Source organism: Microcoleus sp. A006_D1, assembly GCF_036702805.1.
GTDB lineage: Bacteria > Cyanobacteriota > Cyanobacteriia > Cyanobacteriales > Microcoleaceae > Microcoleus.
Genome location: NZ_JAUBVZ010000007.1, coordinates 90,588 through 111,286, shown reverse-complemented (window position 1 = coordinate 111,286; position 20,699 = coordinate 90,588). Strand labels below are relative to the sequence as shown.

Annotated in this window: 19 protein-coding genes; 9 read left to right on the top strand and 10 right to left on the bottom strand. The window is 47.7% G+C overall.

The genetic code is table 11. The annotated features are described in order from the left end of the window. The first annotated feature begins 31 nt into the window (after positions 1-31). Positions 32-1,357 (top strand): CO2 hydration protein, encoded by a 1,326-nt coding sequence (locus QUB68_RS14715; RefSeq protein ID WP_332993604.1) that lies wholly within the window; start codon positions 32-34, stop codon positions 1,355-1,357. A 182-nt stretch (positions 1,358-1,539) separates the two neighbouring features. Next, positions 1,540-1,746: a hypothetical protein gene (locus tag QUB68_RS14710; protein ID WP_332993602.1), complete on the top strand. Its 207-nt coding sequence runs from the start codon at positions 1,540-1,542 to the stop codon at positions 1,744-1,746. A 144-nt stretch (positions 1,747-1,890) separates the two neighbouring features. Here the strand turns inward: QUB68_RS14710 and QUB68_RS14705 are convergent, their stop codons facing one another. From QUB68_RS14705 to QUB68_RS14690, 4 genes are all read right to left on the bottom strand, one after another. Then, positions 1,891-2,109 carry a type II toxin-antitoxin system HicB family antitoxin gene (locus QUB68_RS14705; RefSeq protein WP_332993599.1) on the bottom strand — a complete coding sequence of 73 codons (219 nt, stop codon included), beginning with the start codon at positions 2,107-2,109 and terminating at the stop codon, positions 1,891-1,893. A 72-nt stretch (positions 2,110-2,181) separates the two neighbouring features. Continuing rightward, a complete protein-coding gene (locus QUB68_RS14700) occupies positions 2,182-2,445 on the bottom strand; it encodes a type II toxin-antitoxin system RelE family toxin (protein ID WP_332993597.1) in 264 nt (87 codons plus the stop codon). Then, entirely contained in the window at positions 2,442-2,681 is a 240-nt protein-coding gene (locus tag QUB68_RS14695) for a hypothetical protein (protein WP_332993595.1), read from the bottom strand. Before QUB68_RS14695 ends, QUB68_RS14700 begins: the two co-directional genes overlap by 4 nt. A gap of 79 nt (positions 2,682-2,760) precedes the next feature. Continuing rightward, positions 2,761-3,231: a hypothetical protein gene (locus tag QUB68_RS14690; RefSeq protein WP_332993592.1), complete on the bottom strand. Its 471-nt coding sequence runs from the start codon at positions 3,229-3,231 to the stop codon at positions 2,761-2,763. Positions 3,232-3,396: 165 nt separating this feature from the next. Between QUB68_RS14690 and QUB68_RS14685 the strand changes: the two genes are divergently transcribed. From QUB68_RS14685 to QUB68_RS14675, 3 genes are all read left to right on the top strand, one after another. Further along, positions 3,397-3,609, top strand: a complete 213-nt coding sequence (locus QUB68_RS14685; RefSeq protein ID WP_106332166.1) for a helix-turn-helix domain-containing protein — start codon at positions 3,397-3,399, stop codon at positions 3,607-3,609. A gap of 87 nt (positions 3,610-3,696) precedes the next feature. Next, positions 3,697-3,909 carry a helix-turn-helix domain-containing protein gene (locus QUB68_RS14680; protein ID WP_332949454.1) on the top strand — a complete coding sequence of 71 codons (213 nt, stop codon included), beginning with the start codon at positions 3,697-3,699 and terminating at the stop codon, positions 3,907-3,909. Between the two features lie 141 nt (positions 3,910-4,050). Then, positions 4,051-4,245: a hypothetical protein gene (locus QUB68_RS14675; protein ID WP_236506338.1), complete on the top strand. Its 195-nt coding sequence runs from the start codon at positions 4,051-4,053 to the stop codon at positions 4,243-4,245. 125 nt (positions 4,246-4,370) lie between these two features. Here QUB68_RS14675 and QUB68_RS14670 read toward each other — a convergent pair whose 3' ends face one another. From QUB68_RS14670 to psaA, 3 genes are all read right to left on the bottom strand, one after another. Beyond that, positions 4,371-6,566: an NACHT domain-containing protein gene (locus QUB68_RS14670; protein ID WP_332993586.1), complete on the bottom strand. Its 2,196-nt coding sequence runs from the start codon at positions 6,564-6,566 to the stop codon at positions 4,371-4,373. 273 nt (positions 6,567-6,839) lie between these two features. After that, on the bottom strand, positions 6,840-9,068 hold the full coding sequence (gene psaB / locus QUB68_RS14665) for a photosystem I core protein PsaB (RefSeq protein WP_332993583.1): 2,229 nt from the start codon (positions 9,066-9,068) through the stop codon (positions 6,840-6,842). Between the two features lie 108 nt (positions 9,069-9,176). After that, a complete protein-coding gene (psaA, locus tag QUB68_RS14660; RefSeq protein WP_332993580.1) occupies positions 9,177-11,471 on the bottom strand; it encodes a photosystem I core protein PsaA in 2,295 nt (764 codons plus the stop codon). Between the two features lie 480 nt (positions 11,472-11,951). Between psaA and QUB68_RS14655 the strand changes: the two genes are divergently transcribed. The 3 genes from QUB68_RS14655 to arsM all read left to right on the top strand — a co-directional run bounded on the left by QUB68_RS14655 (position 11,952) and on the right by arsM (position 14,866). Further along, positions 11,952-12,086, top strand: coding sequence for a hypothetical protein (locus QUB68_RS14655; protein ID WP_332993579.1), 135 nt, complete (start codon positions 11,952-11,954; stop codon positions 12,084-12,086). A 34-nt stretch (positions 12,087-12,120) separates the two neighbouring features. Continuing rightward, entirely contained in the window at positions 12,121-13,812 is a 1,692-nt protein-coding gene (locus tag QUB68_RS14650; RefSeq protein WP_332993577.1) for a hypothetical protein, read from the top strand. 85 nt (positions 13,813-13,897) lie between these two features. After that, complete coding sequence (arsM, locus tag QUB68_RS14645) at positions 13,898-14,866, top strand: arsenosugar biosynthesis arsenite methyltransferase ArsM (RefSeq protein WP_332993574.1); 969 nt, start codon at positions 13,898-13,900, stop codon at positions 14,864-14,866. 314 nt (positions 14,867-15,180) lie between these two features. On the opposite strand, the gene QUB68_RS14640 is transcribed toward arsM, so the two are convergent. Next, positions 15,181-15,924, bottom strand: a complete 744-nt coding sequence (locus QUB68_RS14640) for a class I SAM-dependent methyltransferase (RefSeq protein ID WP_332993573.1) — start codon at positions 15,922-15,924, stop codon at positions 15,181-15,183. Positions 15,925-16,331: 407 nt separating this feature from the next. Here QUB68_RS14640 and QUB68_RS14635 point away from each other — a divergent pair, with 407 nt between their 5' ends. After that, the gene (locus QUB68_RS14635) at positions 16,332-17,972 is read left to right on the top strand and encodes a thioredoxin-like domain-containing protein (protein WP_332993570.1); all 1,641 of its coding nucleotides are present in this window, start codon (positions 16,332-16,334) and stop codon (positions 17,970-17,972) included. Positions 17,973-18,160: 188 nt separating this feature from the next. On the opposite strand, the gene QUB68_RS14630 is transcribed toward QUB68_RS14635, so the two are convergent. Both QUB68_RS14630 and QUB68_RS14625 read right to left on the bottom strand, forming a co-directional pair. Then, entirely contained in the window at positions 18,161-18,964 is an 804-nt protein-coding gene (locus tag QUB68_RS14630) for a circadian clock KaiB family protein (protein WP_332993568.1), read from the bottom strand. 219 nt (positions 18,965-19,183) lie between these two features. Continuing rightward, a complete protein-coding gene (locus QUB68_RS14625) occupies positions 19,184-20,443 on the bottom strand; it encodes a type IV pilus twitching motility protein PilT (protein ID WP_332993566.1) in 1,260 nt (419 codons plus the stop codon). Between the last annotated feature and the right edge of the window lie 256 nt (positions 20,444-20,699).

The following is a 20,699-nucleotide window of genomic DNA, read 5'->3' as shown; positions in this document are numbered from 1 at the left end:
TAATATTGCTATTCATTAGGAGAAACTGAAAATGGTACAAACCCCTACTAAACCAGCAGCAACTAAACTACCTCCTTCCAAGCACGAATTTGCCGAAATAATTCACAGACTGGAAGCAGGCGGCGCGATGATTCCAGATACGCCGGAAAATCTGATGCAAATCATCGCGATTTGGAAGGCCTACGCGGTGCCGATGGACTTTTACTGGCGGGATTTGCTTTACATCGCCGAACGGGTATTTTTACACCCGCTTCCTTTCTTTAAATACTTCTTGCCCCAGGAGTATTTAGACTTGCAAAATCACTATTCAGGCGACGGTGCAGATTTGCGGATTTGGCGGGGGACTGGCAGTGCTCACCCGGAATTGCTGGAGTTTATGGAAAAAGGAGAAATGGGCAAACTCCCACGCCTGGTGCACCATTTGTGGCACGATCGCATTAATATGGAATTTGCGGAAGAGTGCATGAGAGGAATGCTGTGGCACCGGGGTTTGTATGTGCCTGTCAACCAGTTTGACCCTTATCTCGACACTGACGAATACAAAGCTAATGCCGATCGCGCCATTAAAGCTTACTTCAAAAAAGACCCGTTTATGCTGGCTGTGCACAAGGCATTTCCCGAAATGTTTTTAGAACAGTGCCGCCAGATGTCTTATTACAGCAATCTTGGTTTATTCTGGGAAGTAATGGCACCGGTGTTTTTTGAAGTATCCGATTTGTACGACGAAGGGAAAATTACCACAGTCCCCCAGGCGATGGATTTTCTGGTAAATGGTATATTTGCGATCGCAGGTCGTCCAATTTACCACCACGTTGAAATCGACGGCGAAACCTACGAAATCATCCCGAAATCAAAAGGTTTTACTTGGCTGTACGAAGCAGCGCTGCCTTACATAGAAGCAGTATTTTACCGCACTTCGCCGTTCCGGGGAACCAAATCTTATAACGCGCAAGCGAGGGAAGTTCCCGACGATCAAAAAGACTTCCACTTCGGAGTTTTGTATGCAGACAAATTCCCGGTAGGAACTGCGGGGATTCCGCCGACTTTGCTCGCCCAAGATATGCTGCACTTCCTGCCGCCTTATTTGATGGATTTCTACAAACAGCGGTGCCGCGGCGAAGATGATATCCTAAATCAAATAGGGGTGACGTTCCAGCGATCGATGTACTGCGTTACTTCGGCTGTGATTCAAGCTTTGCGGACTGCCCTTTTGTATCCTTTGGATGACCCAAATCCAAAGCATTTGAAGGCTAATCGAGCGTTTTTTGAGTCTCAGGTCGATCGCTTTTGCCGCCCGGAATACGGCATGAAATATGCCGCGAAGTTGAAAAATATTCAGACTTCGGATTACAGATAGTCATTGGGAATGGGGCATGGGGCATGGGGCATCGGGCATCGGGAATTGGGCATTGGGGATTTGTTATTTGAAAAACTCTTAACAAGTAACCACTAACTATTACCGATTACCGATTACCGATTACCGATTACCGATTACCCATACCCCATGCCCCATACCCCATGCCCCATGCCCCAATAACTATGAATAGCAAAGACGTAGCCAAATATATCGAAGCAACGGACGGGATTTCCAAACCTTGGCTGTTGGTGCAACTGCGGATGAAAAAACTGCAAGAAAGGCGATCAGAGATTTCGACTGAAGAATATATGATAGAACTTGCCGACCTCCACCGGGATTTAATGAATCTGGGCGAATGGTGGGTGGGAATCGAAGATGAAGTGTTTTAAAAGTTAAATCGCGATCGGTAAAATCAGAAATTTATCAATAGTCTAATTCCATCATCTAGTTGTCTCAGTTTAATAGACAAAGAGAACAGGCGATTCCGGCTCGGGATAGCTGCGATTCACAAACTTTTCGGCTTTGGATTATACTCAGGCGATTTGAAGAATGCTAGGTTCCGGGATGGGTGCACCTTCTTCCTGCCAAGCTTCTAGATACATTTCGAGGACTTCTTCGCCATGTCGGATGGCTGCTTCGCGGGTTTTGCCGTGGGTACAGGGCATGATAACGCGATCGGCAAATTCTGGAATCGTCACTAGGAAAAGTTGATCTTCGTCAGACCATTGGACGATCATACTGTATCGATTCATGAATCTTCCTCCTTTAACTCGTCGAGTTCCGCTAACAATATTGCCAACTGCGGTGAGATAGTGGGTAAAGAATCAACCTCCTCTGTAAACTTCCTTCCGATGTTTACATTGCAACAGCAGAATCCTTAACTCTTGATCTTCTATTTCATAACGAACGCGATAATCACCGATGCGAATACGGTATTCATTTTCATAACCTTTTAGTTTAACAACTCCATCAGGGCGCGGGTTTTCCGCAAGTTGCTGGACTTTGACAGCGATACGCTCATAGACATCATCGGGTAAGGCATCTAGCTGCTTTTGCACAGCTTTCGGCGTAATGATTGTATAAGTCATAATGACTTTCTTGCCCGTTGAGTCGTGTATTCGTCAAACGTGATGTAATCACCCGCTTTGTAATCAGCACGGGCGGCCTCAATTTCAGCAATATCTTCAGGAGAATCTTCCTCATCCGGGAATAATTCAGCTTCCAAAAGTTCCCAAAGCTTCTGTTTCTCAGCAATTTCTAGTGACGAAATTGCTTCCAGCAATGATTGAAATGAGATGTCTACTTTCACGATATTCTCCGCCATTCAAAGTTTTCTCCATATTTAGTTTTACATTTTTCATTGTGCCTGTGCCCATTCTCGCAGTTGCTCGTCCGATCGCACTTTAAAATCTTTCCATCAAATCTTTTTCTTGGGCATAAACATCTCGTAGCTGTTGTAGCCTCGCCCCAGAAATTGCCGATTTAACTTTTGCTACCAATAGTCCCCACTCCAGCAAGCTGTCAACTGAAACAGCCTCTTTGAACTTGTGCGTGTAGAATTTAGTCCAAAATAGCGGTGCTAACTTACTTTTCCAGCGTTTGTACCAGCGGCCAAAATCTTGAAGTGCGATCGGATTGACTGCGACAATCGGCGGAAAATCGGCGTAGCTGACAAACCGGCTGATGTGTTTGGCGTGCACGTAAACCATGTGGCGACAGCATTCTATCCGGTAAATGTCGTCTACTGCGATATTGAACAGGAGTGCGACTGTTTCTTCTGTGACAAATCTCGCTAGCGGATGCAGGATGGGAGATTTGTGGATAATTTTTGATTCTGCGATCGTCCGTGATTTTGCCGGAGTTTCTGATATCATGGTAGCTACCTATTCTGATTGTAAATAAGTCTGGTAGGTGTTTAAGACAGCTAGTAACTGTCTATGTGAGTTTTAAAGACGATCGCCCTTTAGTTTTCTATGCCAGGGGGCGATCGGCTTTTTTGATAAATTTATTGTAAGGTGTTATAGCACCCATTGTCAAGCATGGGTTTAGTCAGAATTAAAGTCAGAGAACTAGCCGCCGAGAAAGGCTGGACATTCAAGGAAGTTTCAGAACGTTCTGGGGTGGTGTACAACACGGTGAAGCATTATGCTCGTTGTCCAGGCCTGACAACGGTTGACTTTACTTTGTTGCGGAAATTAGCTAGGACTTTTGATGTGATGATTGAGGATTTGGTTGAGGTTTTGGAAGAGTAGGTCGATCGACCTTGAGCTATTAAGACCTATATCCCGGTCTAAATTTGTATGTCCTATTATATGACGCAATTGCATCAATTGTCAAGCATGGGTTTAGTCAGGCTGAAAATTCGGGAACTGGCGGCTGAGAAAGGCTGGACACTGAAGGAAGTGTCCGATCGTTCTGGGGTAATTTACAGTACAGTCAGAAGCTATGCTCGTCGTCCTGAAATGGCAATGGTTGATTTTACAGCAATCCACAAATTGGCTCGGACTTTTGACGTGATGATTGAGGATTTGGTTGAAATTTTAGAGGAATAGGTCGATCGCCCTTTCCACATTTTTACTATAACTTTTTCGTCGCGTCTTGTCAAGACGCGCTTAAACATTTTGCATCGCAGCTAAAAGCTCAGCTTAAAGATGCTAAGATTTAGTCGAAGTCGTTAATCTCCGGTTATTTTTGTGACACGAGCCAGTACCGCCATTGGAGTCAGCCCGATTATCAAGGATCTTGTGCAGAAAAAGGCGCTAGCAACCCGACTAACGCTGAAGGAAATTATCTATGTAGGGATGCTGGCGATCGATGAACTTGACGAAAAGCGCTTGCAAGAATTGGCTGACAAGGTGCATCAGATGCAGGTGAATGGGGAGATTTGAGGGGTTGAGGGCGCGAACTTGGGACTCAGAAACCGGGTTTTTTACGAAGATATTTCGTTGCAGCCCTAAAATTTTGCAAAAAACCCGGTTTCTTTGATCCGAGCGCGTAAGTCCCATCGAGCATCTCAAATAGTAGAATTCTCTGGAACTAGCAACATCCGCGATTCTATTTCTTCCCAGGTTTTTGGTGATATTCTCACGGCTGCTTCTTTGCATTGGATGATGAGATAATTGGCAGATAAATAATCTACCAGCGCCCATGCTTCTTCCTCAGATAAGTTGACTATTTCTGGATTGAGATGGAGTGCATGACACCAGGTATCTAAAAGGCGATCGGCAAAAGCTGAGTGTATTTGTTCGCTTTGGTAAACATCAGGCAATTGCTTCTGGAGTTCTGTCAGTTGAGCAATCAGCTCAGTCCAGTTCACCTCGTTGAAGATTTTAATTTTTTTAAGTTCTTCGGCCAACGCGATGGCGTAGGAGTTGTTGATGGCGTTGGCAATGCCGTAGGAGTCGTTGATGGCGTAGGAGTTTTTGATGGCGTAGGCGTAGGAGTTGGGGTAGGCGTTGTCAATGGCGTAGGCTCTGGCAATGGCATAGGCCCTGGCGTTGGCGGTGGTGATGGGGTAGGCGATAGGGGTGGCGTTGGCCTTGGTGATGACGTTGGCCTTGATGACGTAGGTGATGGCGTTGGCGATGCTGTTAGCGTTGCCGATCGCCCCAGCACGTTTACCAACAGGCTTAAAATCACCTTCCGAGCCCTTAGTCGCTGCATCTGCCCATTGCAATAGCCCTTGCAACTTCGGCTTGTTAATAATGTACTTTTGAGCCTCTTTTTCCATTAACAGCAGCAACTCGTCAGCCCCATTTTTTGAACGCACCAACCCCGCCACCAACAAAAACACCTCTCGCCAGCGTCGATCAAAAAGATGATTAGTAACTAACTGCTCAATTAAATTATTATCAGCAATATATTGAGCCGTGAGATATTCCTGAAGCGTCAAATGCGAAAACGAGTACACATCCTCAGCCCGTTCTACCAAAATCCCCTGTTGAACTACGATCGCATTCAGCACCGCCTCACCGTCTAAATGCTTCGGTACATTCAAATTACTTGCTAAAAAAGTTTTGATTGGCTCAACCACTTCTCGCTGCGAAAAAAACAGCTTATCAGTCTCAAAACCACTATAAGCAATCTCCGACAACAAACTCTGCTCTAACTCCGTGCTGAGTCCTTGATAAATTTCCTCTTTCTGAATCCGCTTTTCCGCTGCCCATTCTTCCAACAAGATCCGCAAAGCCTTTTTGTAAAGAACACTGCGACTATTCGGAAAGTTTTGCGATCTATCATAATTGAGACAGAGGAAAGTTAGCAATAAAGGCGTGTGGGCTAACTCTTTAGCTGCGGCATATTCTGGTTTTTGCAATAACTCCCAACATTTTTGAGCCGTTCCCGCTTGTTTGTCAACATCAGACTGAAACCAGTTACTAATATATTGCTGAATTTGAGTATCGTCAAAATCAGCAAGTTTGACATCTGTGAAGCGTTTAAAGTTGTGTCGATAAGCCGCTGTACGACAAGAAACAATGAAGCGATTTTTGTCATAGCGATCGACAAAATTTTGAATTTTACTAATGACCTCATTTGTGTTCACTGTCGGCACTTCATCCAATCCATCCAGCAAGATTAACAGTTTTCCCTGCTTCAATGCCTCAGCGATAAATTTTTCAGAAGAGGGAAAGCGACAAATACTAAACTCTTCAACAATTAATTTTTCTATGTCTATCTGGCTAGATATAAAACTTTTAAGTTCGATAAAAACGGGAATACAACTATGTTGAAATCCGCCTTTGTTGCCCTTCAGTGCTTCGAGTCCAGTTTTTCGCAAAAAAGTAGATTTTCCCGCTCCGGGCTGCCCTAAAACCATCAGATATTGCTTCTGATTAGCAATCTTTAGCCCTTCTTGCTTCTCGCATTTTTGCTGTTGAAAATTTCGCTGTTTCGCTTGGCGGTAAGCTTGCTCTAAATTTTGGATTGATTCAAAACTGCGGATTTCTTGCTCATCTAAAAACTGCACAGCAGTATAAACTGATTCTAATGGCACAGCCTCCCGCATTCCCAACGCTTTCAGAATGCCGTGACGCTTCAGGTAACGTTTGCCGTAGTCCCCCGATGCAGTGTGAATTAGCTCTTTAGTTTTCTCATCTAGATTTTTGCCAATGAAACCGAGAAACTTGCCACCGCCTTCAATGACTGACTGAAAAACTGGGAGGGCGATACCGCTAACACAAGCTATACCAAATGCTTCGATTCCTGTCATGGGAATATTAAGGAGGTTTTTATGATTATCGCACTTTTATTCGTGCCTGATATCAATTCCGGTTGCACCGTCAGGATAGAGGAGACGGCAGTGCCGTGTCCCTACCCAAAATAATATTGTAGGGACACGGCACGTGCAGTCTCCGAATTTCGGCTAATAATAATTCCGATCTACCGGATTTGATATGATTTCCATTAACCAACATATATCAAAAAAATCCCCCGCCAGAAGGCAGGGGATTTCATTTAATTACCTAGAAACCAGAGTTCAGAGTTATCCAAATTTCCCGGCTGTCGAGGCAATTACAAACGCGCCGTAAGTAAGGATGTTGCCCACAGTAAAGTGAACTAAGCCAACCAAACGACCTTGGACGATCGACAAAGCAACAGGCTTGTCTTTCCAGCGAACCAAGTTAGCCAAAGGAGTGCGCTCGTGAGCCCAAACCAAAGTCTCGATCAATTCTTGCCAGTAACCTCTCCAAGAGATCAGGAACATGAAACCAGTTGCCCAAACAAGGTGTCCGAATAAGAACATCCAGGCCCAGACTGACAAGTTGTTAGTACCATACGGGTTGTAACCGTTGATCAACTGAGAAGAGTACAGCCAGAGGTAATCGCGGAACCAGCCCATCAGGTAGGTAGAAGACTCATTGAACTGAGCCACATTTCCTTCCCAGATGCCTAGGTGCTTCCAGTGCCAGTAGAACGTTACCCAAGCTAGGGTGTTCAGCATCCAGAAGACAGACAGGTACATCGCGTCCCAAGCAGAGACATCGCAGGTACCGCCACGGCCGGGGCCGTCGCAAGGGAAAGCATAACCGAAGTCTTTTTTGTCCGGCATCAGCTTAGAACCGCGTGCATCCAGAGCGCCCTTGACCAAAATCAAGGTGGTGGTGTGCAAGCCAAGTGCGATCGCGTGGTGAACCAAGAAATCGCCAGGTCCGATCGCCAAGAACAGAGAGTTAGTAGAGCTATTGATGCCTTCCAACCAGCCTGGGAGCCACACGTTGCCGTAGTTGGGCCAAGCGGTAGAAGCAATGCTGTCAGGGTTAGACAACAGCACGTCCATGCCGTACAGAGCCTTCCCGTGAGCAGCTTGGATGAACTGTGCGAACACTGGTTCAATCAAGATTTGCTTTTCAGGAGTTCCGAAAGCGACTACAACGTCGTTGTGAACGTACAAGCCGAGAGTGTGGAAGCCCAAGAACAGCGATACCCAGCTCAAGTGAGAGATAATCGCTTCTTTGTGCTGCAACACGCGATCGAGCACGTTGCCTTTATTAGCTTCAGGATCGTAGTCCCGCACCAAGAAGATAGCTCCGTGGGCGAAAGCGCCGACCATGATGAAACCAGCAATGTACTGGTGGTGCGTGTACAACGCAGCCATTGTCGTGTGATCCTGCGCCATGAAAGCGTAGGGAGGCATCGCGTACATATGCTGTGCCACCAAGGAGGTAATCACGCCCAAAGAAGCGAGGTGAATTCCCAGTTGGAAGTGCAGCGAGTTGTTGTAGGTTTCGTAGAGGCCTTGGTGAGGCAGGTTGAACTGACCTTCACTCTTGCCGCCTACCAAACCTGCCTTAGAATCCAACATCTCTTTGATGCTGTGACCGATACCGAAGTTAGTCCGGTACATATGACCGGCAACGATAAACAGAACTGCGATCGCCAAGTGGTGATGAGCAATATCTGTCAACCACAGAGATTCTGTTTGAGGGTGGAAGCCGCCCAAGAAAGTCAGAATTGCTGTTCCAGCGCCTTCGGAAGTACCGAAGACATGGCTCGCTGCATCTGGGTTCTCGGCGTATACGCCCCAGTTACCAGTGAAGAACGGAGCCAAACCGGCCGGGTGAGGCGGGGTAGACATGAAGTTTTCCCAACCTACGTGCTGTCCGCGAGATTCGGGGATAGCAACGTGAACCATGTGACCTGTCCAAGCCAAAGAGCTGACACCGAACAAACCAGCCAAGTGGTGGTTGAGGCGAGATTCAGCATTTTTGAACCAAGACAAGCTCGGACGGTACTTAGGCTGAAGGTGGAGCCAACCTGCGAACAGGAAGACTGAAGCCAGCAGTAGCAAGAAGATAGCTCCTTGATACAGGTCAGCGTTTGTCCGAATCCCTTGGGTAAACCACCAGTGGTAAACACCTGAGTAAGAGATGTCTACTGGATTAGAAGCACCCGCTTGAGTGAAAGCTTCTACTGCTGGAGCACCGAATTGGGGGTCCCAAATCGCGTGAGCGATCGGGCGAACGTTTAGGGGGTCTTTAATCCACTGTTCAAAGTTACCTTGCCATGCTACGTGGAACAGGCTGCCCGAAGTCCACAAGAAAATGATTGCTAGGTGGCCGAAGTGAGAAGCAAAAATCTTTTGGTAAAGATTTTCTTCGGTCATGCCATCGTGGCTTTCAAAGTCGTGCGCTGTGGCAATCCCGTACCAGATCCGCCGTGTGGTCGGGTCTTGGGCAAGGTCTTGGCTAAATTTTGGAAATTTCGTTGCCATAAGCCTTGATTAATCCTGAATCCTGAACGTTGAAGAGGTTCGGTTCCGAGGTTTGGATTCTGGGTTTGAGATCGATCCCAAATCCTGAATCCAAAACCTAAAGGTAGTTTACCCTACCGAGATGATTCGCGCTAGGAAGAATGCCCACGTAGTGACAATTCCTCCCAGGAGGTAGTGAGCTACACCCACTGCCCGACCCTGAATAATGCTCAGAGCGCGAGGCTGAATCGACGGAGACACTTTGAGTTTGTTGTGAGCCCAAACAATGGACTCAATCAGTTCTTGCCAGTAGCCGCGGCCGCTGAACAGGAACATCAAGCTGAAAGCGAATACGAAGTGTCCAGCTAGGAACATCAGACCGTAGGCCGACAGTGCCGAACCGTAGGACTGAATTACCTGAGAAGCTTGCGCCCAGAGGAAGTCCCGCAGCCAGCCGTTAATCGTGATCGCACTTTGTGCGAAGTTGCCGCCGGTGATGTGAGAAATTGTGCCGTCTGGCGATACTGTTCCCCACACGTCCGACTGCATTTTCCAGCTAAAGTGGAAAATCACGATCGAGATGGAGTTGTACATCCAGAACAAGCCCAAGAACACGTGATCCCAACCAGAAACTTGGCAGGTGCCGCCACGGCCGGGGCCGTCGCAAGGGAACCGGAAGCCCAAGTTACCTTTGTCAGGAACCAAGCGAGAGCTGCGTGCAAACAACACGCCTTTCAATAGAATCAGGACTGTAACGTGAATGGTGAAAGCGTGGATGTGGTGGATCATGAAATCCGCCGTACCCAACTCGATCGGCATCATCGCTATTTTGCCACCGACTACTACTGCACCGCCGCCAAAAGCGTGGCTGACGATTTCCATAGCATTCGGAGCTGTTGTGCCCGGAGCCAAGGCGTGGATATTTTGCACCCATTGGGCAAATATCGGACGCAATTGAATACCGGTATCTGAGAACAAATCTTGAGGACGACCGAAAGCCCGCATTGTATCGTTGTGAACGTACAAACCGAAGCTGTGGAAGCCCAAGAATATGCAAACCCAGTTCAGGTGGGAAATGATCGCATCTCGATGACGGATCATGCGATCCAACAAGTTGTTGACATTTCCCGCCGGATTGTAGTCCCGCACCATGAAGATTGCTGCGTGAGCCGCTGCGCCAACAATCAGGAATCCGCCAATCCACATGTGGTGGGTGAACAGGGATAGCTGAGTCGGGTAGTCGGTCGCGATGTACGGATACGGAGGCATCGCGTACATATGGTGAGCTACGATGATGGTCACAGAGCCCAGCATTGCCAAGTTAATGGCTAGTTGCGCGTGCCAAGAATTAGTCAGGATTTCGTAGAGACCCTTATGACCTTCACCAGTGAAGGGGCCTTTATGGTTCTCTAAGATTTCCTTCATGCTGTGGCCGATGCCCCAGTTCGTGCGGTACATATGACCGGCGACGATAAATAGCACTGCCAAAGCTAAGTGATGGTGCGCTGTATCTGTCAGCCACAGACCGCCTGTGGTGGGGTTCAGACCGCCTTTGAAGGTCAGGAAGTCTGAGTATGCGCCCCAGTTGAGGGTGAAGAAAGGGGTTAAACCTTTTGCGAAGCTCGGGTAGATGTCAGCCATCAAGCCCGGCGTCAAAATCCACTCGTGTGGCAGCGGGATGTCGGTAACTGTTTTGATCAGCTTACCGCCGACTGTCAGCGGTGCGCCTGCATCGATCGCGTCCATGCAAGCATTGATCGGCAGAGCAATGTGAATTTGTTGTCCTGCAAAGCCCAAGCATCCGCAGCCGAGCAAACCTGCCAAGTGGTGGTTCATCATCGATTCTACGTTCTGAAACCATTCCAGTTTCGGAGCGCGGACGTGATAGTGGAACCAACCGGCAAATAGCATCAATGCTGCCATTACCAAGGCGCCGATCGCAGTGCAATATAGCTGGTATGAGTTAGTGATGCCGTTGGAGCGCCACAGTTGAAACAGACCAGATGTGATCTGAATTCCGTGGAAGCCGCCGCCTACATCTGCATTTAAAATTTCTTGGCCAAAAATCGGCCAAACCACTTGAGCGCTGGGCTTGATGGCTGTAGGATCTGTCAGCCAAGCTTCATAGTTGGAAAATTTAGCGCCGTGGAAATATGCGCCGCTCAACCAAACGAAGATTACTGCCAAGTGGCCGAAGTGAGCGCTAAAGATTTTGCGCGAAACGTCTTCTAAGTCACTTGTATGACTGTCGAAGTCGTGAGCGTTAGCGTGGAGGTTCCAAATCCAAGTGGTGGTTTTTGGCCCCTTAGCTAGAGTGCGATCGAAATGACCTGGTTTTGACCACTTCTCGAAAGAAGTTGGAACCGGATTCTTATCGACTACTACTCTAACTTTTACCTCTCGCTCTGGAGGACTAATGGTCATGAAGACTCTCCTCTCGGTAAGACAAGGAACGAGAACTGAATACTGTATCTGACACTCCCCGCGCTTAATTAGGCGGGGGATTCTCGGTTCTCCGACACTGCTTGCACTTGACTCTTTGCAGAGCTAGACGCAGCTGCATCGTCTCCCCAAGCATTTTGCTTCTTTGAAGAAGCCAGTTCCCCAGTGTCGGTAACAATGTCCCTGGGTACTGCCAACTCTTCTCGCCTTGAGCTGCCGATCGCCTCCTTGATTCAAGATTGATTCAGGATTGATCCGGCTGCTCCTTTTGAGGGAGTTTTATGAATTATAAGCCTGCTACGAGGAGTATGAGTCGCTTGTTAACAATACTTAAAAAACCCTCTATTCTTGATGTAATAAGCCTTTTAATTTCCACAATCCCTCGCAAAAGTCAAGGGGTATTGCCATTAAGTTTACAAAACTCAAAGATTAGGTAATTGAGAAATACTCATTTATGGAGAGATGTTTAAGAAAACGGCTGTAGGAGTTATTAGTGGGATCGGATTGGTGGCTGGCGCAGCCACCAATCCGGGGCAGAGCGGCCCCCGAATTGCCGATCGGCAATTCCCCAATCCTAAATTCGGTTTTGGGCTATAGTTCCCTATGAGAAGGCTTCTAGGAGTATAGTTGCGTGATTGGCATCAATTGGCAGAGAACGGTTGCAGGTAGGCTGGTGGCATTGTTGGCAGCAGCAGTATTGATTTTGGGTATAGCAAGTTGTGGCGCGGGCGATCCCCAAATTCCCAAATCCGGAAACAAGAGCGGCTCACCTACCGCCGAGGTAAAGAGAATCTCAGAGGTTTCGCCCCCAGAAGCCATTCAACAACTGCGTCAGGCTCTCTTAATCTACCAGCCTCAAATAAGTATTTTGAATCCCAAACCTGACGAAGTGCTTCAGGATATAAATGTATCTGTTCAGTTCCAAGTTAAGGACTTCCCCATTTTCAAAGACGCAAACTTGGGCTTGGGGCCCCACCTGCAAGTTTTATTAGACAACCAACCTTATGCAGAAGTTTACGACATCAACGGGCCTGTAACGCTCTCAAACTTAGAACCCGGAACCCATACCCTGCGGGTGTTCGCGGCTAGCCCTTGGGAAGAAAGCTTTAAAAACGAAGGTGCATACGCCCAAACCACTTTTCACGTTTTTAGCAAAACAGAGGACAACAAGCCCGATCGCACATTACCCCTATTAACGTACAACAGCCCCCAGGGCAGCTACGGCGCAGAACCGATCCTGCTCGATTTTTACTTGACCAATGTGCCTTTGCACCATGTAGCTCAAGAAAATTCCCAAGATGACATACTCGATTGGAAAATTCGAGCCACAGTGAACGGGGAAAGTTTCGCGATCGACCAGTGGCAACCTATATACCTTAAAGGATTCAAGCCTGGGAAAAACTGGGTACAGCTAGAATTAATCGACGAACGGGGAAATACCGTCAAAAACGCCTTTAATAATACAGTCAGACTGGTAAATTACCAACCGCAAGGGCAGGATAATCTTTCTAAATTAGTGCGGGGCGAACTAACAGTAGCAGATGCTCGCGGTACAGTCGATCGCACCTACCAAGCCCCCAAGCCCCAACCAACACCGACACCAGCATCAGAAAAAACACCAGCAGCCGAACCCTCACCAGCGGTTCCAGAAACCCCAGTTACCCAGCCCAGCTTAGATCCCAAAGTTGCTCCGAAAGTTGCACCCGTTCAAATAATAGAACAGACACCGACAGCAACACCCCAACTCGAAGCGCCCAAACTTGTAAAACCAGTTCAAGTAATACAACCGACGCCGATAGCAACTCCCGAATTAGAAGCTCCGAAACTTGTAGAACCAGTTCAAGTAATAGAACCCAAACCCACAGGAACTCCCGAATTAGAAGCTCCGAAACTTGTAGAACAGGTGAAAGTCATAGAACCCAAACCCACAGCAACTCCCGAATTAGAATCAGCGAAAATTGTAGAACAGGTAAAAGTTACAGAACCGACACCAGCAGCAACTCCCCAAGCAAAGAAACAAGAATATAAAGGATACTACAATCGGTTCCGCAACTTTTTGCGTCAAGATACCCAACCTGCGACTCCTTCAGCAGCGCCAACACTGCCAGAAATAACAGACAAAGCACCAATACCACAAGTAGTCGCTCCTGCGATACCAGAACCATCTCCCAATCTTGTAGCGCCAGCCCCGCCGATTGCCGCTCCCGAAAGCGCCGCTGAAACTCCCAGTCAACCAAGCGCCGAATTAGCCCTTCCCGAAACAACAGTTTCCCCACCAGAATATCAGCCCAAATCCGAACAAAAAGTCGAATTTGAAACCTAAGAAAAAAATCCCTGCATCCATCAGCGTTAATCCGCGTTGATCTGCCTACATCTGCGCTCAAAAACACAAACCAGGAAAATCGAAAATGACCTATCTCGAAACAGCAGCCAAATTCTACAGCGACGTTGCCGAAACTCCCCAAATCGGACTTTGCTGCGTCCAAAGCAGCCCCTTGCAACTGCCAGGATTAAAAATTCCCGAACAAATGCAAGAAATGAACTACGGCTGCGGCACAACCGTTCACGCCGCGGAACTTGTGGGCAATCCAACAGTGCTGTATCTAGGCGTCGGCGGCGGTTTGGAAGCGCTGCAATTTGCTTATTTTTCTCGACACAAAGGAGCGGTGATAGCCGTCGATCCGGTTCCAGCAATGCGAGACGCGGCTGCACGCAACTTGCAAAAGGCCGCCCAAGAAAATGATTGGTTTGATGCGAGTTTTGTAGAAATTTGTGCCGGTGATGCTTTTGCGTTGCCGGTGCCGGATGCTTCTGTCGATGTTGTCGCACAAAATTGCTTGTTTAATATCTTTGAACCTGCGGATTTAGATAAGGCATTAAAAGAGACTTATCGGGTTTTGAAACCGGGCGGCAGGTTGTTGATGAGCGATCCGATCGCAACTCGGCCAATTCCGCAGCATTTGAAAGATGACCAACGCTTGCGGGCCTTGTGTTTGTCCGGCGCCCTGACATACGCAGAATACGTTCAACACCTTGTAGGCGTGGGCTTTGGCCAAGTGGAAGTCCGGGCGCGCCGTCCTTACCGACTGCTGGACAAACACAATTACAAATTGGATGCGGATTTGCTGTTAGAAAGCCTCGATACAGTGTCTTTTAAAGTAGAGATTCCCCCGGATGGCGCTTGCATTTTCACTGGCAAAACGGCGATTTATGCGGGGTCTGAGGAGATATTTGATGACGGTGCGGGTCACGTTTTGCAGCGGGGAGTTCCGGCGGCGGTGTGCGATAAAACGGCTGGGAAGTTGGGGGGATTGATGCCGGATCAGGTGTTGATTACGGATTCGACTTGGCACTATAATGGCGGCGGTTGCTGTTAAGTAAAAAGTAAATAGTGGGATTTTAAATATTTAGATGTTTGCTGGGGCGGGTTCACTCTTAGACTCTAGCTAGTAGCGCAAATATTAATAAACCCACCCCAATGCCAGAACTAGACCATTAATCTGCTATTTCCTAGCATTAATCCCCGGAATAAGAGAAGAGGGCGGGTTTATTTTATTTATTTGTGGGAGGCAAATATTTTTGGTGAACCCGCCCCTACAGCGATATGTTTAATTTCCAACTAATCTTAGAGAAAAAACCAGGCAGAGCCTCGCGGCAGGCATTTCCCGGCTCTGCCTGGAAGTCGAAAAGTCTAACCTGAAACCCGCTCGCAAGCAACAATATCGTGGTGATTGTCCCATCCTTTTTCTAAATATAAGAGTTTCCGCAGATTGGGTATTGTTTCTAAATGCGAATTTACCCAAGCTGACGAAGATACCGAAATACCATAGTTTGAAGCGCCATCATAATCTTGATACCCAAAGCCTTGACGCTGATAATCATTGAGTATGGCAGTCACTTTATGCGCTGGCAGCCCATAATTATGACCGCTGTTGAAGCAGTCAGCAACATAACGACCGTGTACTGAAAAAACTACAATTCCTCCTAGAGTTAAATGGTCGTAGAAAAACTTTAAGAATCCTTGCCAATATTTTGATTCTAAATGAGTTAGTAAAGAGCCGCACCAAATTAAGTCAAATTGGCGGTCTATTTTTATGCAATCGGGATTGCGATCGGAGTAAACTGGAATCGCATTAAATACCTCGGCACAAAAATCAACAGCTTTTCGCTCCAAGTCGCAGGCTGTAATCTCAGCATTCGGAAAAGCTGCCTTAAGTGTCCTCAATACTCTGCCGTGTCCGCAAGGAAAGTCCAGAATTGCGATCGAGTCAGACTTAGACGCAGCCAGCATCGCTAACCGCACAGATTTTAAAGCTGAACATCCGACTGCATAATAGTGTGCATCTCCATTGGGTACATACATCACATCATCGGGAGAGATGCGTTTGATAATATTAGTTGGTTCCTGTTCCAACAAGTTTTTAAGTTCCTGCATTGCACCCGACCTCTATTTATTAAGCCAACCTATTGTATCTTGAAACTTGACTCGGTTGAGGACGCTACTGGCCAAGCTTTGTGACGGTCATTCTCAGGCGTTTTTGGGCAACGAGTGCAGTCCCGGATGCACCCTCGGCCAAAAACCCGGTCGATCGGCATTATTTGGCGCCCAGGGAGAGATTTTTTGACTGTTGGGGGTTTTTTGGCCAAGCGTTTGACACTCAAAACTGTAGGTGGGGCGCCCCTGTAGCCGCCGGAGGTCCCGTGCTGACCCCTGCAAATCATCGCCCTCATCCTCATTCTCTGCACCCTCTGCGGTTTCCTTAACCTCCTTTCCCCCATCCCGCGAAACTTCCCGCTAAATTAAAGAAGTAAAAAATATTCTAGCCCCACCAAGGAGATGCCATGCCTCGCGTCAGAGCACCAGAATTCCCCGTCAAGTACCCCTGGTTGAACACCGAGAAACCTTTATCCATTGCATCGTTAAAGGGGCGCGTCGTCCTCCTCGACTTCTGGACGTACTGCTGCATCAACTGCTTGCACGTCCTCCCAGATCTCAAATACCTGGAACAAAAATATAAAGATTCCCTGACAGTGATCGGCGTTCACTCGGCAAAATTTGAAAACGAAAAAGATGTAGAAAATATCCGCCAAGCTATTCTCCGCTACGATGTCGAACATCCCGTGCTCGTAGACAGCGGTATGAAAGTTTGGCAAAGCTACGCTGTTCGCGCTTGGCCGACTTTAATGGTGATCGATCCTGAAAGTTATGTCGTCGGCTTTGTTTCCGGCGAGGGGAATAGAGAAGCACTTGACCAGTTAGTTGCCAAGTTAATTGCTGAATACAAAGATAAAAATGCGATCAATTTTAAAGAACTGCGTTTCAGCTTAGAAAAACAGCGCAAACCTCTATCAACGCCGCTGGCTTTTCCGGGTAAAGTGCTGGCATTTGCGATCGCTCAAACGGAGGCCAAACAGCTTGACCAACATGAGGCGCTGTTGGGGGAAATGACTGAGGACAGTGCATCTATAGATGAAACTGTATTGCCCGGGCCTGCTAATTCAGTTATCCAAAACTTGGTCGGTTCTTGCTTGTTTATTGCGGATTCTGGACACAATCGCATTGTTGTCAGCAGTATCGAAGGTGAGGTGCTGCACGTTATCGGTACTGGGAAACCGGGTTTAACTGATGGTAACTTTGAAGAAGCTGAGTTTTTTACACCTCAAGGTATGGCTTTTGATGCAGAAAGTCAAATTCTATATGTTGCTGATACGGAAAATCACGCTATCAGAACGATCGACTTTACGACTCAACGGGTGGAAACTGTGGCTGGTACTGGCGAACAAAGTCACGAAATTGCACCCCGCAGCGGCAAGGGTTTAGAGATGCAATTGAATTCGCCTTGGGATTTAGAAAGAGTTGGCGATCGACTTTTTATCGCGATGGCGGGTTCGCACCAAATTTGGGAAATGCAGTTAGACACTGGTACGATCGCCACTTATGCGGGTATTGGCCGAGAATCCTGTGTGGATGGAAGTCTCGCAGAATCGGCTTTTTCTCAGCCCAGCGGCTTGGCTACGGATCGATCGGAGTTGTTTGTGGCTGACAGCGAAATTAGTTCGATTCGGGCTGTGGGTATCGATGAAGACCCGAAGGTGCGTACTGTCTGTGGTAGCGGTGAATTGTTTGGTTTTGGGGATAAAGATGGTCGCGGTGAGGAGGTGAGGTTGCAGCACTGTTTGGGTGTGGAATACGCTCAAAATTATCTCTGGGTTGCTGATACTTACAATCACAAAATTAAGCGGATCGATCACCGGGGCGGTACGTGCAGGACGATGATTGGAGATGGTACAGCAGGTTTGGTGGATGCCAAAGGTCTCAATGCTCGATTTTTTGAGCCTTCAGGGTTGAGCGCGATCGGGTCTCATTTGTTTGTTGCTGATACGAATAATCATGTGATTCGGCGAGTTGAGTTGGATACGCTGGAAGTTACAACTTTGGATTTTCATGGTTTGTGCGCGCCGGATGTTTGCCTTGCTGATTGAGACAAGACGGCGGTTGAAACCGCGTCTATACAAACGAAGTCCGAGCAAGGGAGGGACTGAAGAAAATTAATAATATCTGGTGCTTTTAACCGTGCACTCTTCAATCCGTACTCCTCGGGTTTTGTTTGTGTAGATGCGGTTTCAACCGCCCGGTCTTCTGAACCGTATTGTCTAATAATCGCAAAAATCTAAAATTCCGAATTGCTCAGCAGCCGCACTATTTGTTCAGCATCGTTCAATTCTCCGACAATTCGCCGCACGGGTTTCGGCCAGATTTTAATTAAAGTAGGAGTTGCTGAAATCTGATCGGCTTCAGCTTGTTCGGGATGTTTCAACACATCAATTACTTTTAAAGTGTAGGGACGATCGAGACATTGCTCTAACAATTGGTGTAAAGTTTCGAGAATGCGTTCGGTGCTGGGGTTGCTACCGGAAACAAACAGCCGCAAAACGTACCCTTGAGTTGGCGGCGGCGGGGTGAGTGCTGTTGCTTTGGTTGGTGGCGTCTGCTGCGATTGCCGGAAGCGCCAGGGATGTACGATCGCACAATTGAGCGAGTCCGATCGACCTTGGGCGATCGGATATCGTACAATTAAGTCGTGATTTTCCCAAAGTTCGGGGAATTGTTCGTGATAAGTGGCGATCGCCATTGGTTCGCAAATTTCTTCGCTGCGGGCTTCCCAAACCAAGTCACCAGTGCCAAAAATGGCATTTAGTAGGGTTTGATGTCGCAGCACGGGGGGGTATGCCTCGGCAGCAACCCGCAATTGTCGATCGGTGCGATCGATCCAGCAGTCAACGGTTGCCGTATAGCAAGGTATCAGAAAATGCGGGGGCTCCGACAAACCTAGTATCTCCTGGAGAGCTACGCACAACTGCAAGTGCCACTGAGTTTGCTTGCGGGGGTCTATGCAATAGATTAAGTCTCCCCCCGGTGTAAATAGTGCAATGCCTTTGAAAAATTCCGGCAAAATTGGGCGATCGACTTTCAATTAAGTACACCAATAAAAATTAACAGTTAACTGTTATAGCCCTTCTCATTTAAGTGAGGTATATCCGGTAATCGGTAATGGCTAATGGGTAATGGCTAATGGGTAATAAAACAATCGCCCGCGAGCAATTACCGATTACCAATTACCAATTACCCACGCTCAAGCGTACCGCACTGTTACTGAGAATTGCTATAACTGTTAACTGTTAACACTCGATCTTTAGACTCGACCTCGAAGCATCTGAGCCATTTCGTTCGGGAACGGTGAGTTTTCTACAGCCAGTTCTTCAGTAATTCTACCTTCTTGATAAAGGCCATAGAGCGACTTATTCATCGTCGTCATACCTTCATAAGTATCTTTGATCATGATTTGATTGATTTCCTCATTCTGCCCCTTCAGAATGTATTCCTTCACCACGTCGGTATTGATCATAACGTCGTGGAAAGCAGCCCGCTTGCCGTCAGTGGTTTTGCAGAGCAGTTGAGCAATAATCGCCACCAAGGATTCTGAAATAGAAACCCGTATGGCTTCCTGTTCTTCCGCTGCGAACATATCCAGAATCCGGTTGAGGGTTTTAATAGCACTATTGGTGTGCAGGGTTCCTGCAACTAAGTGACCTGTTTGAGAGGCTTTGAGGGCAATTTCCACTGTCTCTCTGTCCCGAATTTCTCCGACTAGCATCATGTCGGGGTCTTGCCGCAGAGCGCCTTTGAGAGCGTTAACAAACTTGAGGGTATGCCTGCCGACTTCCCGGTGTTTGATCAAGGATTTTTTGCTTTCGTGTACGAATTCTACCGGGTCTTCGATCGTAATGATGTTGTAGGCTTTATTCTTATTGATGTAATCTATCATCGCGGCCAAGGTGGTAGACTTGCCCGAACCTGTTGGGCCCGTCACCAAAATCAGCCCTTTGTGGAAGCCACATATTTTCTTAAAGACTTCCGGCAGGTTCAATTCCTCCAGTGTCATTATTTTGGCAGGAATTAGCCGCAGCACCATCGCCGGGCCGGCCAAGGAGTCCATACAACTGATCCGAATGCGGACGAAGCCGAAGTCGAAAGCGCCGTCAAAGTCTAGGTTTTTTTGGAAAATTTCAATTTCTTCATCGCTCATGCACTCGCGCAGCCAGCCAAAAAACGTATCTAAATCCGTCGGTGGGTAGCCGATGTCGGCAATCTCCCCACGGTTGCGGAAGCGCGGGAATTCGTTTACTCCGAGGTGAAGATCGGATACTCCTTCTTTTTTGGCTCGCAAAACTAGGTCTTTCAAACTCGGCTGTTCGCCGCTGCTGGAGCTCGGGTTTTTAGGTGTGGCGAAGGATTGGGGCGCGGATGCCGGCGGCGGTGCTGGTGCTGGTGGCGGTGCTGGTGGCATTCCTGCTGCTCTGGGAATTCCTGGAGCTGGAGGGCGGGGGAGCCCAGGCGGTGGGGGAGCTCCGGGTACGGGCGGGCGAGGTGCTGGCGGATGCTGTTGTGTCATATGCGCTACTTTAATTTGGTGAGAAGGCTGACTCGAACAGATGATTTGTGGAAGTTGGACAATGCCGATCGCCCGAAGTGCTCATAGAACACAAAAGCTCAACTGTTCAGATCAGTTTATCCCAAGAGGGGGTCACACTGCTGCACCAGTAAGGAAATATTCTGTCGCTTGCAGGATGCGAGCCAAGTCCATCTAGGATCTAATATGGATTTTAGCCATTTGGGTGTTTTTTTTTCAGGAAAAGAGGTTTCCGCAA